11 protein-coding genes are annotated in these 12,759 nt (G+C 75.2%); 9 read left to right on the top strand and 2 right to left on the bottom strand.

Going from position 1 to position 12,759, the window contains the following annotated elements:
- The 3 genes from ACF07S_RS09320 to ccrA all read left to right on the top strand — a co-directional run.
- A partial coding sequence (locus ACF07S_RS09320) for an acyl carrier protein (protein ID WP_391973823.1) occupies positions 1-654 on the top strand: 654 nt, incomplete at its 5' end.
- A complete protein-coding gene (locus ACF07S_RS09325; protein WP_391973824.1) occupies positions 647-4,456 on the top strand; it encodes a type I polyketide synthase in 3,810 nt (1,269 codons plus the stop codon). The genes ACF07S_RS09320 and ACF07S_RS09325, both read left to right, overlap by 8 nt.
- 75 nt (positions 4,457-4,531) lie before the next feature.
- Positions 4,532-5,761: a crotonyl-CoA carboxylase/reductase gene (ccrA, locus tag ACF07S_RS09330; RefSeq protein WP_391964319.1), complete on the top strand. Its 1,230-nt coding sequence runs from the start codon at positions 4,532-4,534 to the stop codon at positions 5,759-5,761.
- A 208-nt stretch (positions 5,762-5,969) separates the two neighbouring features.
- Here ccrA and ACF07S_RS09335 read toward each other — a convergent pair whose 3' ends face one another.
- Positions 5,970-7,454, bottom strand: coding sequence for a class I adenylate-forming enzyme family protein (locus ACF07S_RS09335; protein ID WP_391964318.1), 1,485 nt, complete (start codon positions 7,452-7,454; stop codon positions 5,970-5,972).
- A complete protein-coding gene (locus ACF07S_RS09340; RefSeq protein ID WP_391964317.1) occupies positions 7,454-7,702 on the bottom strand; it encodes an acyl carrier protein in 249 nt (82 codons plus the stop codon). The genes ACF07S_RS09335 and ACF07S_RS09340 overlap by 1 nt, the downstream gene beginning before the upstream one ends.
- Positions 7,703-8,053: 351 nt before the next feature.
- Between ACF07S_RS09340 and paaA the strand changes: the two genes are divergently transcribed.
- The 6 genes from paaA (at position 8,054) to ACF07S_RS09370 (ending at position 12,757) form a co-directional block, all read left to right on the top strand.
- The gene (gene paaA / locus ACF07S_RS09345; RefSeq protein WP_391973825.1) at positions 8,054-9,109 is read left to right on the top strand and encodes a 1,2-phenylacetyl-CoA epoxidase subunit PaaA; all 1,056 of its coding nucleotides are present in this window, start codon (positions 8,054-8,056) and stop codon (positions 9,107-9,109) included.
- Positions 9,106-9,417, top strand: coding sequence for a 1,2-phenylacetyl-CoA epoxidase subunit PaaB (paaB, locus tag ACF07S_RS09350; RefSeq protein WP_391964315.1), 312 nt, complete (start codon positions 9,106-9,108; stop codon positions 9,415-9,417). The genes paaA and paaB overlap by 4 nt, the downstream gene beginning before the upstream one ends.
- Positions 9,401-10,240: a 1,2-phenylacetyl-CoA epoxidase subunit PaaC gene (gene paaC, locus ACF07S_RS09355; RefSeq protein ID WP_391964314.1), complete on the top strand. Its 840-nt coding sequence runs from the start codon at positions 9,401-9,403 to the stop codon at positions 10,238-10,240. Before paaB ends, paaC begins: the two co-directional genes overlap by 17 nt.
- Positions 10,237-10,749: a 1,2-phenylacetyl-CoA epoxidase subunit PaaD gene (gene paaD, locus ACF07S_RS09360; protein WP_391964313.1), complete on the top strand. Its 513-nt coding sequence runs from the start codon at positions 10,237-10,239 to the stop codon at positions 10,747-10,749. The genes paaC and paaD overlap by 4 nt, the downstream gene beginning before the upstream one ends.
- A gap of 8 nt (positions 10,750-10,757) precedes the next feature.
- A complete protein-coding gene (locus tag ACF07S_RS09365) occupies positions 10,758-11,906 on the top strand; it encodes a 2Fe-2S iron-sulfur cluster-binding protein (RefSeq protein WP_391973826.1) in 1,149 nt (382 codons plus the stop codon).
- A 74-nt stretch (positions 11,907-11,980) separates the two neighbouring features.
- Positions 11,981-12,757: an SDR family oxidoreductase gene (locus tag ACF07S_RS09370; protein WP_391964311.1), complete on the top strand. Its 777-nt coding sequence runs from the start codon at positions 11,981-11,983 to the stop codon at positions 12,755-12,757.
- Positions 12,758-12,759 lie beyond the last annotated feature (2 nt).

Here is a 12,759-nt window from a genome sequence, read left to right on the forward strand (position 1 = left end):
GGCGCCGACCGCACCGCCCCCTGGATCCGCAGCCACGTCACCGCCCCCCTGCGCGCCCTGCGCCGCCCGGCCGCCCGCGTCGGCCTGCAGGACGGCACCGACCTGGGCGCCCTGCACCGCGCGGCCGCCGACGCCGCCCGCGCCGCGGGCCTGCCCGACACCTGGATACTGCGCTCAGCCGGCACCACCCCACCCCACGACCCCACACACCCCGGCGAGGACCCCCACCACCTGGAAAACCGCCTCGCCCAGGTGTGGTGCACCGTCCTGGACCGCGACCGGGTGGACCGGGACGAGAACTTCTTCGACCTGGGCGGCAACTCCCTGCTGCTCATCACCGCCCAGAACGCCGTCAACACCGCCTTCGGCACCGACCTCACGGTCGTCGACCTGTTCGCACACCCCACCGTGCGGGACCTGGCCCGCCACCTGTCCACGCGGACCGGCCCCACGCCGGGAACCGAGCCGTCGCCGGGCCCGGCACCGGCCGGGGCACCCCCGGAGCCCACCGGACAGGGGGCCGCCGGCCCCGCGCGACGGTCCGCCGAGTCCGCGCCGAACGGCATGGACCGAGCCAAGGAACAAGCACAGCGGCAGCGCGCGGCCCGCGCCCGCCGCACCGCACGGCACGAGAGGGGCCCACGCCATGCATGACACCACCGAGCCGCAGGACGAGCAGGCACCCGCCGTCGCAGTGATCGGCATGGCGGGCCGCTTCCCCGGCGCCGACGACCTGGACGCCTTCTGGGACAACCTGGCGGCCGGCCGGGAGTCGATGCGACCGATCACCGACGAGGAGTTCCTCGCCGCGGGCGGCCACCCCCGCGACCTCGACGACCCCTCGCTCATCCGCGTGGCGTCGGTCGTCGAGGGGATGGACCGCTTCGACGCCGGCTTCTTCGGGTACAGCCCCGCCGAGGCCGCCGTCGTCGACCCGCAGCAGCGGCTGCTGCTGGAGACGGCCTACCACGCCCTGGAGGACGCCGGCTGCCTGGGCGAGTCCGGCACGAACGGCACGTTCGGCGTGTACGCGGGCAGCGGCGACAGCCGCTACTACCCCGCCCACGTGTACCCGCGCCACGCCGGGCAGCCCGGCTCGGTGGCTCTCGTCCACGCGGCCACCGCCAACTCCCTGGGCACCCTCGCCACCCGTATCTCCTACGAACTGGGCCTCACCGGCCCCAGCGTGTCCCTGCAGACGGCCTGCTCCACCGCGCTCGTCGCCGTGCACACCGCCTGCCAGGACCTGCTGGACTACCGGTGCGACACCGCGCTCGCCGCCGCCGTCTCCCTCAACCCCTCGGCCATGCTGGGCTACCGGCACGTGCCCGACGGGCCCTTCTCGCCCGACGGGCACTGCCGGGCGTTCTCGGCCGACGCCGCCGGCACCTCCTCCGGCGACGGCGTCGGGGCCGTGGTGCTCAAGCGCCTGGAGGACGCCCTCGAGGACGGCGACCACATCCGCGCCGTCATCCGCGGCAGCGCCGTCAACAACGACGGGCGGCGCAAGGTCGGCTTCAGCGCGCCCAGCGCCGCCGGGCAGACCGAGGTCATCCTCGCCGCGCAGGCCCAGGCCATGGTCGACGCCGAAACCATCGGCCTGATCGAGGCGCACGGGACCGCCACCAAGCTCGGCGACCCCATCGAAGTGGCCGCGCTGACCGAGGCGTTCCGGCAGAGCACCGGACGGCGCGGCTTCTGCGCCCTCGGCTCGGTGAAGACCAACATCGGCCACCTGGGGGCGGCCGCCGGCATCGCCGGACTCATCAAGGCGGTCCTGACCCTGGAGCACCGGCAGATCCCGCCGAGCCTCCACTTCGACCGGCCCAACCCGCTCATCGACTTCGCCTCCGGCCCGTTCCGCGTACCCACCGCACTGGAGGACTGGCCCGAGGGCGGCCACCCCCGCAGGGCCGCCGTCAGCGCCTTCGGCATCGGGGGCACCAACGCCCACGTCATCCTCGAGGAGGCACCGCCCACCGCCCCCGCGGCCCCCCGCCCGGCGGCGGAGGGCCGCCGTCTGGTGCTGCCGCTGTCCGCGCGCACGGCCGGCGCGCTGCGCGGCCAGGCCGAAGCCCTCGCCCGCCACCTCGAGCGGCGGCCGGAACTGCGCCTGGACGACGTCGCCCACTCGCTGCGCACGGACCGGCCCGCGCTGCGCCACCGCCTCACCGTCACGGCGGCCTCGCGCGAGGAGGCCCTGGACGCCCTGCGTGCCGCCGCCCCCGGTACACCGCCGGCCGACGGCGAACCCGCCCGCGTGGCGTTCCTGCTGCCGGGCGGCGGCACCCAGTACGCCGGCATGGGCGCCGAGCTCTACCGCGACCACGCCGTCTACCGGGACACCGTCGACGAGTGCGCCCGCATCCTGCGTCCCGCGCTCGGCGCCGACGTGCGCACCGCCCTCTTCGAGGAGCGACACCCCGACGACACCGCCGCGTTCCTCGGCCTGGTGGTCACCGAGTACGCCCTGGCCCGCACGCTCATGGAGGCGGGTGTACGCCCGGACGCGCTCATCGGCCACTCGCTCGGCGAGTACACGGCGGCCTGCCTGGCCGGCGTCATCGACCTGGAGGACATGCTGCCCCTGGTCACCGAACGCATCCGGCTGATCAGCTCCGCGGGCGGCGCCACCGTCGGTGTGGCCGCCCCCGCCGAGGACGTGAGCGGGCTGCTCGGCGACGACCTGTCCCTGGCCGCCGTCAACGGCCCCACCGCGTGCACCGTCGCCGGACACCTCGACGCGGTCGAGCGTCTGGAGGCCGAACTCACCCGCCGCGGCGTCCCGTTCCGCCGGCTGCGCATCCCCGTCGCCGCGCACTCCCACGTCCTGGACCCGGTCCTGGACACCTTCGAGGGCCATCTGCGCACGGTGACGCTGCGCCCGCCGCGCATCCCGTACGTCACCAACGTCACCGGCACCTGGGTCACCGACGCGCAGGCCACCTCCGTACGGCACTGGATCGACCACACCAGGAACACCGTGCGGTTCGCCGACGGCATCGCCGCGCTGTGGGAGCGCACGCGCCCCGTCCTCGTGGAGATCGGGCCGGGGGACACGCTCACCAAGCTGGCCACCGGCCGGCTCGCCGACGAGACGCCGGTGACGGTGACCACGATGCGGCACGCCAAGGCCGAGGCGTCCGACGGCTTCGTCCTCGCCGAGGCGCTCGGCCGGCTGTGGAGCGCGGGCGTGGACGCCGCCCTCCCGCCGGTGCCGGGCACGCCCGGGCGGGTCCCGCTCCCGCCGTACGCCTTCGAGCGGCACCGCCACTGGATCGACGCCCCCGGCGCCCGCACCGACCCCGCCGCGCCGGACACCCCGGCCGCCACGGCACCGGTCGCGGCCCTCGCCCCGCGGCCCCGGCTGACCACGGAGCTCGTGCCGCCGCGCACCGCACGCGAGCAGGCGGTGGCCGGCCTGTGGGAGGAGACCCTCGGCATCGGCGGCATCGGCGTGCACGACAACTTCTTCGACCTCGGCGGCGACTCGATGCGCGCCGTGCTGCTGGCCGGCCGGCTGCGCCAGGCCGGCGTCCTCGACGTACCGGCCGCGAAGCTGCTGGCCGCGCCCACGGTGGCCGGGATCCTCGCGGCGGCCGAGGCGGAGGACCCGGGAGCGCCGGGCGCCGCCCCCACCGCGCTCGGCCCGCTGCTGCCGCTGCGCGCCGAGGGCACCGCCACCCCCCTGTTCTGCGTCCACCCCGGGGCGGGCGTGTCCTGGCGCTACACGGGCCTGCTGCCCCACCTGGGCGGCGACCAGCCCGTCTACGGCATCCAGGCCGTCGGCCTCGACGGCACCCGGCCGCCCGCCGCGGACGCCGACGCCATGGTCACCGCGTACCTGGACCTGCTGCGGCAGGTGCAGCCGCACGGACCGTACCGGCTGCTGGGCTGGTCGTACGGCGGATTCGTGGCGCACGCCATGGCCTGCGCGCTGCAGGAGAACGGCGAGCGGGTCGAACTCCTCGCCATGCTCGACGCCCCCCAGCCGCACGGCACCCCGCACGACCCGGAAGCGGTCGAACGCCAGGTGGCGGCCCTGCTGTCGCGGGTGGCCGGTCTGCAGCCCGAGCCCGGGGCGGCGGACGTGGACTCCGTCCTCGACCGCATCGGCGCCCGGGTCGCCGCCGACCCCGCCTCCTCGCCGGTCACCCGCGAGGAAGCGGCCGCCATCGCCGCCGTCATGCGCAACAACCTGCGCATCGCACCGCAGTTCGCGCCCGGCGTCTTCCGCGGTGACGTGCTGTTCTTCAGCGCGGCCCAGGAGGAGGCCACGGACTTCCCGGGTGACCTGGCGGTGCTGCCGGACAAGGCCGACGCCTGGCGGCCGCACGTCGACGGCACCCTCCACGACCACCGGGTGCCCTGCGGCCACTACGAGATGACCGAACCCGAGCCGATCGCCCGCATCGGCGCGGCGGTCGCCAAGGCCCTGCGTGGACGCGTCGGCTGACCCGTCGCGGCGAACCGCCCCGTTCCGCCTCCCCCCGGCCCACCGAGTACGCCCCGACCGTTCAGGAGACGCCACGTGACCGCGACCGAGGACCTCTACGAGCTCGGCGACGCGCCCGAGCTCGGCACCGTCCCGAAGAAGATGTACGCCTCGCTCATCCGGCAGGAGCGCTACGGGCAGCCCGTCGACGCCTTCCGCACCGAGGTCGTCGACGTCCCACCGGTCGGCCGCGGACAGGTCGCCGTGAAGGTGATGGCGGCCGGCATCAACTACAACAACGTCTGGGCGGCCCTGGGTTCACCGCTCGACGTGATCGCCGCACGCCGGAAGGCGGGCGCCACCGAGGACTTCCACATCGGCGGCTCCGACCTGTCCGGCATCGTGTGGGCGGTCGGCGAGGACGTGCGCGGGGTGCGGCTCGGTGACGAGGTCGTCGTCCTCGCCAGCCGCTGGGACGAGTCGGCCGAGGACATCCGCCTCGGCGCCGACCCCGCCTTCTCCACCAGCCAGCGGGTGTGGGGCTACGAGGAGAACTACGGCTCCTTCGCGCAGTTCGCGGTCGTCGACGACTACATGCTGCACCCGAAACCGGCCCGGCTGTCCTGGGCCGAGGCGGCCTGCTACATGGCGACCGCCGCCACCGCCTACCGGCAGCTGTTCGGCTGGGAGCCGCACACGGTGCGCCCCGGGGACCCGGTGCTGATCTGGGGCGGTGCCGGCGGACTGGGCTGCATCGCCATCCAGCTCGTCCGGCACGTGGGCGGCATCCCGGTGGCGGTCGTCTCCAGCGAGGAGCGCGGCGAGTTCTGCCTCAAGCTCGGCGCCGAGGGCTGGATCGACCGCCGGGAGTTCGACCACTGGGGACGCATGCCGGACACCTCCGACGACGCGGCGATGCGCCGCTGGCTGACCGGCGCCCGGGCCTTCGGCCGGCGCTTCTGGGAGGTGCTCGGCGAGCGCCGCAGCCCGCGCATCGTGCTGGAGCACTCGGGCGCGGACACCATCCCGACCTCGATGTACCTGTGCGACAACGGCGGCATGGTCGTCATCTGCGGCGGCACCACCGGCTACAACGGCGACGTCGACCTGCGCTTCCTGTGGATGCGGCAGAAGCGACTGCAGGGCTCGCACGTCGCCTCCGCCCGCGAGGCGCGGGAGGTGACCCGGCTGATCGACCAGGGGGTCGTCGACCCGTGCCTGTCACGGACGTTCGCCTTCGACGAGATCGGCCTGGCCCACCAGCTCATCCACGACAACCGCCACCCGGCGGGCAACATGGCGGCGCTGGTCAACGCGCGGGCGTGAGCAGCGCGCGGCGGCGAAGGGGGGTGGGGCCGGGCGCCCCGCCCCCCTTCGCGCCGGGCGCCGGGAGAAAGACGGAACCGGCCGTCGCATCGGGCCGCCGGGAGAAGAAACGGAACCGGCCGGCCGCCGTGGGGACACGGCGGCCGGCCGGTTCGCGCGGGGGGCCGGCCGGCCGCCGGCCCCCCGTATCCCGCACCGCCGGGCGGCGTCAGACGCGCAGCAGCTTCTTGACGATCTTGCCGGCCGGGTTGCGCGGCACCTGCTCGATGAACTCCACCCGGCGCGGGCGCTTGTACGGCGCGAGCAGTCCCGCGACGTGCCCCAGCAGCTCCCGCGCACCCGTGTCGGTGTCCGGCTCCAGGGTGACGTACGCCAGGGGCACCTCGCCGTAGTCCTCGTCGGGCATCCCGACGACCGCGGCGTCCCGGACCGCCGGATGGCTCATCAGGGCGCGCTCGATCTCCGAGGGGTAGACGTTCTGGCCCGCCCGGATGATGACGTCCTTGGTGCGGTCCACGAGGTGGATGCGCCCCTCGTCGTCGACGAACCCCAGGTCACCCGTTCTGATCCAGCCGTCGAGGGTGATCTCGCGGGTGGCCTCCGGGTCGTTCCAGTAGCCCTGCATGACACCCGGTCCGCGCACCACGATCTCGCCGATCTCACCGCACGGCAGCTCCCGGCCGCCCTCGCCCACCGCGCGGGCGGACATGCCCGGCACCACACGCCCGCAGGGGATGCGGGCGGCGACGTCCCCGGGCGCGGGGTGTTCGTCGGGGCCGAGCGTGACGAAGGGCCCGCCGACCTCGGTCATCCCGTACACCTGGCGGAAACCGCAGCCGAGCCGCTCCACCGCCTCCGCGTACACGTCGAGCGGCATCGGGGCGGCGCCGTACAGGATCTCCCGCAGCGAGGACAGGTCGGTGCGGTGCGAGCCCTTCGCCTGGAGCATGAACCGCAGCATCTGCGGCACCATCCACAGGTGCGTCGCACGGTGCCGCTCCACCGCGGACAGCGCACGCTGCGGGGTGAAGCCCGGCATCAGCACCACCGTGGCGCCGGCCGCCATGTAGGTCAGCGACACCACCATGCTGCCGTGGTACAGCGGGCAGCAGTTGACCAGGACGATGTCGTCGGTGGGCCGGGCCATCACCAGCCAGCCCAGGGCGATGGCCCGGAACGAGCCGCTGTCGACGGTGACGCCCTTGGCCTGCCCGGTGGTCGCCGAGGTGTGCAGCACGGCGATCGGGTCGGTGTCGGCCACGCGGGGCAGCTCCCGCTCGCCGGCCGTGGTGCCGAGCGCCCGGAAGGCGGGCTTGTCCAGCGCCACCCGGGTGCGCACCGAGGCCGGCAGCTCGGGGTGCCGGTCCAGCAGTTCCGACTCGCCGAGGACGGCCACCGCCCCGACGCGCTCGACGATCCCGGCGACCTCGGGCACGGCCAGACTGTGGTTCAGCGGCACGAACAGCGCGCCGAGCCGGGCGAGCGCGAAGTAGCTCTCCATGACCTCGATGCGGTCCTTGGAGAGCACGGCGACCCGGTCACCCCGCTCGATGCCCAGCTCGGCCAGTCCCCGCGCCAGCTCGACCGTACGGTCGTGGAACTCGGCCCAGGTCACCGACCGTGCCTCGTCCACCAGCGCGGTCCGGCCGGGGAAGCACTGGCGGTTGCGCTCCAGCAGCTGGGTCAGCCACATCACGCACCACCGGTGGCACCGGCGACGGAGCGTTCGGCCACGAAGCGCTCGTAGTCGGCGATGGTGTGCAGGTGCTCCATGTCCTCGGCGCTGATCTCCACCCCGAGCCGCTGCTCCACGAGCAGGACGAGGCGCACCAGGTCGCCCGAGTCGATACCGCTGGCGGCGAGGTCGACGTCGTCGCCGACGCCGTCCGCGTACTCGGCCGTGCCGGTGAGCTCGACCAGCAACTCCCGGATGGTGCTCATGGTTTCCCCTTTCGTCCCGGCGCGTGCCGGCCGCGGTGCGGGTCTCGACTGTCACCCCACAAGAGGCGGGCGGCGCCGGTCGCACTCCCCGGGGCACCGCGTGAGCTTTGTCACGCGGACGGGCCGCCGCGGCGGGGATAGCCGGGGCCCGCGCCCGGCCTCTTACCGCAACGAGAACACCCGCTGACGAGAGGACCCGCTCCGCAGCGCCCCGCCACGAGCCGGGCGCGGACGGGCCGAAGCCGAAGGAGTGATGCGAGTGCCCAGGCATCCGGTACGGGTCCGGACAGCGGGACGCCGCCCGCTCGGCCGCACCGCCGCACGGGACACCGGTCGTACGGACGGTGCCGCGTGAGCGCACCGGCCACCACCGCCGCGCCCGCGGACGGCGACGGGCTGCTCGCGCACTTCGACGCGCTCCTCGCCGAGGGCGGGACGGTCGAACCGCGCGACTGGATGCCCGACGGGTACCGGCGCATGCTGATCCGTCAGATCGCCCAGCACGCCCACTCCGAGATCATCGGCATGCAGCCGGAGGGCGCCTGGCTCACCAGGGCCCCCTCGCTGCACCGCAAGTCGGTGCTCATCGCCAAGGTCCAGGACGAGGCCGGCCACGGCCTGTACCTGTACTCCGCCGCCGAGACCCTCGGCGTGGACCGCGCGGACCTGCTCGACGCCCTGCACCGCGGACAGCAGCGCGCCTCGGCCACCTTCAACCACCCCGCGCTGACCTGGGCGGACACCGGAGCCATCGCCTGGCTGACGGACGGCGCCGCCGTCATCAACCAGGCGCCCCTGTGCCGCACCTCCTACGGGCCGTACGCCCGCGCGATGCGCCGCGTCTGCCAGGAGGAGGCCTTCCACGTGCGGCAGGGCTACGACCTGATGCGCGCGTTGTGCGAGGGGACGCCGGAGCAGAAGGCGATGGCGCAGGACGCGGTGAACCGCTGGTGGCTGCCGGCCGTGGCGCTGATGTTCGGCCCGCCCGACACCGAGGCGGGCGGCGCCGACGCGCGGACCGCCGCGCTGGGCGCCGCGGTCTCCCGCCGCGCGATGGCCTGGGGGATCAAGCGCCACACCAACGACGAGCTGCGGCAGCGCTTCGTCGACCAGTGCGTGCCGCAGGCCGAACGCCTCGGCCTGACGCTGCCCGACCCGGCCATCCGCTGGAACGAGGAGCGCGGCCACTACGACTTCACCCCGGTCGACTGGGAGGTGTACCGCGAGGCGCTGGGCGACGAGACGCACTGGGCGCGGCAGCGGCTCGCGCACCGCCGGGCCGCGCACGAGGACGGCGCCTGGGTGCGGGCGGCGGCCACCGCGTACGCCGCCCGTGCGGACGAGGTTCCGGAGGCGGCCGCCGCGTACGCCGCGCCTGCGGACGACGCCTCGGAGGTGGCCGCGTGAGCCGGGCACGAGAGGGCGCGCCGGCGTCCTGGGAGGTGTTCCTGCGGGCCCGCCGCGGCCTGTCCCACCAGCACGTCGGTTCGGTGCGCGCGGCCGACCCGGACGGGGCGCTGGCCCTGGCCCGGGACCTGTACGCGCGCCGGGGCGATCCGCTGTCGCTGTGGGTGGTCCGCTCCGACGCCGTGCACGCGGCCTCCCCGGACGAACGCGACCCGTACTTCGCGGGCGCCCGCCACAAGCCGTACCGGTACCCGGAGCACTTCGCGCCGCTGACCGAGAAAGGCACCGAAGGTGACGACCACGAGTGACGCCCCGGCGCGCGCCGTGACGGGCGAACCGCCCGCGGCGGACGCGGCCGGCGGCGGCGCACCCGCCCCGGGCGACGCCGATCTCGCCGCCCTCCTGCTGCGCCTCGGCGACGACGCCCTCGTCCTCGGGCAGCGGCTGTGCCAGTGGATCACGCGCGCGCCGACCATCGAGGAGGACCTGGCGCTGTCCAACATCGCCCTCGACCTGATCGGCCACGCCCGCGCCCTGCTCACCCGCGGCGGTCTGCTGGACGGAACCGGCCGCACCGAGGACGACCTCGCCTTCACCCGCCCGGACCGCGAGTTCACCAACGCCCTGCTGACGGAACTGCCGAACGGTGACTTCGCGGTGACCGTCGCCCGGCAGCTCGCGTACACCCACTACGCGGTCCTCCGCTACGAGGCGCTGGCCGGCTGCGCCGACGCCGAACTCGCCGCCTTCGGCACGCGCGCCGCCAAGGAGGTCGCCTTCCACCGGCTGCACGCCGACCGCTGGACCCTGCGGCTGGGCCTCGGCACGGCGGAGAGCGCCCGCCGGATGCAGCAGGGCCTGGAGCGGGTCTGGCCGTACACCGGCGAACTGTTCGACGAGGACGACGTGGTGCGGCGCCTGGCCGCGTCGGGCACGGTGCCCTCGCCGGCCCCGCTGCGCCCGGAGTGGGAACGCCGCGTCGCCGACGTGGTGACCCGCGCCGGACTCACCGTGCCCGCCCCCTCCTGGCGGGCCCGGGGCGGTCGCGACGGCCTGCACACCGAGGAGTTCGGCCCGCTGATCGCCGAACTGCAGTCGGTGCACCGCCAGTTCCCCGGAGGCACCTGGTGACCGGGTCCACGCCGACCGCCGCCCGCCGCTCCGTGGAGGAGGTGCGGGAGCGGGTGGCGGCCGTCCCGGACCCGGAGCTGCCGGTGATCGGCCTGGGCGATCTCGGTGTGGTGCGCTCGGTCGCCGCGGGCGCCGACGGGGTCATCGAGGTGGAGATCACCCCCACCTATCTGGGCTGCCCCGGCATGGCCGCGATCACCTCGGCGGTGCGGGACGTCCTGGCCGCCTGCGGTCACCCCGACGGCCGCGTACGGCAGGTCCTGTCCCCGCCCTGGACGACGGACCGCATCACCCCCGAGGGCCGGCGCACGCTCCTCGCGCACGGCATCGCCCCGCCCGTGTCCCCGGCCCCGGACGGCCCGGTCGCCGTCGAGGTGGGCGGGGTGCCCTGCCCGCACTGCGGCTCGCGCGCCACCCGGCCGCACAGCCCCTTCGGGCCGTCCCGCTGCCAGTCGATGCTGTGGTGCACGGCGTGCCGCGAGCCCTTCCCCCACCTGACCGCGCTGTGAGGCAGACCGTGAACACCGCCGCCACCCCGCCCGCCGCCCTCCGCCCGCCGCGCACCGACCGCCCCCGGCGGACCGGCTGGCACGCGCTGGAGGTCACCGAGGTGCGCCGCCTCACCGCCGACGCCGTGGCCGTCGGCCTGGCCGTGCCCGACGCACTGCGCGAGGTCTTCACGCACCGGCCCGGCCGGCACGTCGTCGTCCGGCACCGCCGCCCCGAGGGGGAACTGCGCCGCAGCTACTCCGTGTGCCCGCCGCCGCACGACCCGACGGCGCTGCGCCTGGTGATCAAGCGCGGCGCACCCGACGGCTTCGGCGCCCACGCCACGACCTCCCTCGCGGTCGGCGACCGCCTCGAACTCTCCCCGCCCACCGGTTCGTTCGCCCTGCCGGAACTGCCCGGCGCCCACCACGTCCTGCTCGCGGGCGGCTCCGGCATCACCCCGCTCGCCGCGATGGCCGCCGACGCGCTGCGCCGGGACCCGGCCTGCCGGGTCTCCCTCGTCCACTCGGTGCCCACCTCTGCGGACGCCCTGCTGGCCGACGAACTGGCCGAGCTGAAGGACGCGTTCGTCGACCGGTTCACCATCTCGTACGTGATCACCCGGGAGGACCACGGACACGGGGACGGCCCCTTCGGCGGACGGCTCGACGCCGCGAGCCTGCCCCGCCTGCTCACCGCCCTGGACGCCCGGCCCGCACCGGACACCGCCTACGCCCTGTGCGGTCCCCCCGGTCTGGTCGCCACCGCCCGGGCGGTCCTGGCGGACGGGGGAGCCGACCCCGCGCTGGTCCGCTGGGAGCTGTTCACCTCGGCCGCCCCGCCGCAGGCGACACCGGGGGCGGCCGGACCGTCCCCGGCGCCGTCGTCACCGCCCGAGGGGACCCGCGTCACCGCGCTGCTCGCCGGGCGCCGCCGCGTCGCCACGGTCCTGCCGCAGGACCCGTCGGTCCTCGACGCGCTGCTGCGGGCCGACCCCGACGTGCCGTACGCCTGCCGCGAGGGCGTGTGCGGCAGCTGCCGCGCCAAGGTCCTGTCCGGGCAGGTGACGGCGAGCGGCCAGCACGCCCTCGACCGGCAGGACCGCGCCGCCGGCTACACCCTCGTCTGCCGCGCCCGGCCGAGCACCGCCGAACTCGCCCTCGACTTCGACGCGTGACCCGCCCCCCCCGCGGCCACGCACCCCCACGCACCCCACCCACCCACGCAGCGATCCCGCTAAGGAGACCGACGTTGAGCACCACCGCGCGCCACGAGGGGAAGACCGCCCTGGTCACCGGAGGCAGCCGAGGCATCGGCAGGGCCATCAGCCGCCGTCTCGCCCGTGAGGGCGCCCTGGTGGCCGTCCACTACGGACACAACCAGGAGGCCGCCGAACAGACGGTCAAGGAGATCGAGGCCGACGGCGGCCGCGCGTTCGCCGTCCACGCCGAACTCGGCGTGCCCGGCGACGCCGACACCCTGTGGTCGGCCTTCGACCGCGCCCTGGCCGCCGAGGGTGCGGAAGCCGGCCTGGACATCCTCGTCAACAACGCGGGCATCACCGTCCCGCGCACCATCGCCGACGTGACCGAGGCCGACTTCGACCGGGTGTTCGCCATCAACACCAAGGCGCCGTTCTTCATCATCCAGCGAGGCCTGGGCCGGCTGCGCGACGGCGGCAGGATCGTCAACATCTCCTCCGTCGCGACCCGCGTCGCCTTCCCGGCGATCGTCTCCTACACCATGACCAAGGCCGCCCTCGACTACCTCTCCCTGTCCCTGGCCCAGGAGCTGGGTCCCCGGGGCATCACGGTGAACACCGTCGCGCCCGGTTACACCGAGACGGAGATCAACCCCACGCTCGCCGTCCCGGAGATCCGCCGGAGGTACTCCGAGGCCTCCGTGTTCGGCCGGCTCGGAGCCCCGGCGGACATCGCCGACGTCGTCTCCTTCGTCGCGAGCGACGACGCCCGCTGGGTGACCGGCCAGTGGATCGACGCCTCCGGCGGTGTCCACCTCGGCGTGTGACG

The organism is Streptomyces sp. NPDC016640, assembly GCF_043076215.1.
Lineage (GTDB): Bacteria > Actinomycetota > Actinomycetes > Streptomycetales > Streptomycetaceae > Streptomyces.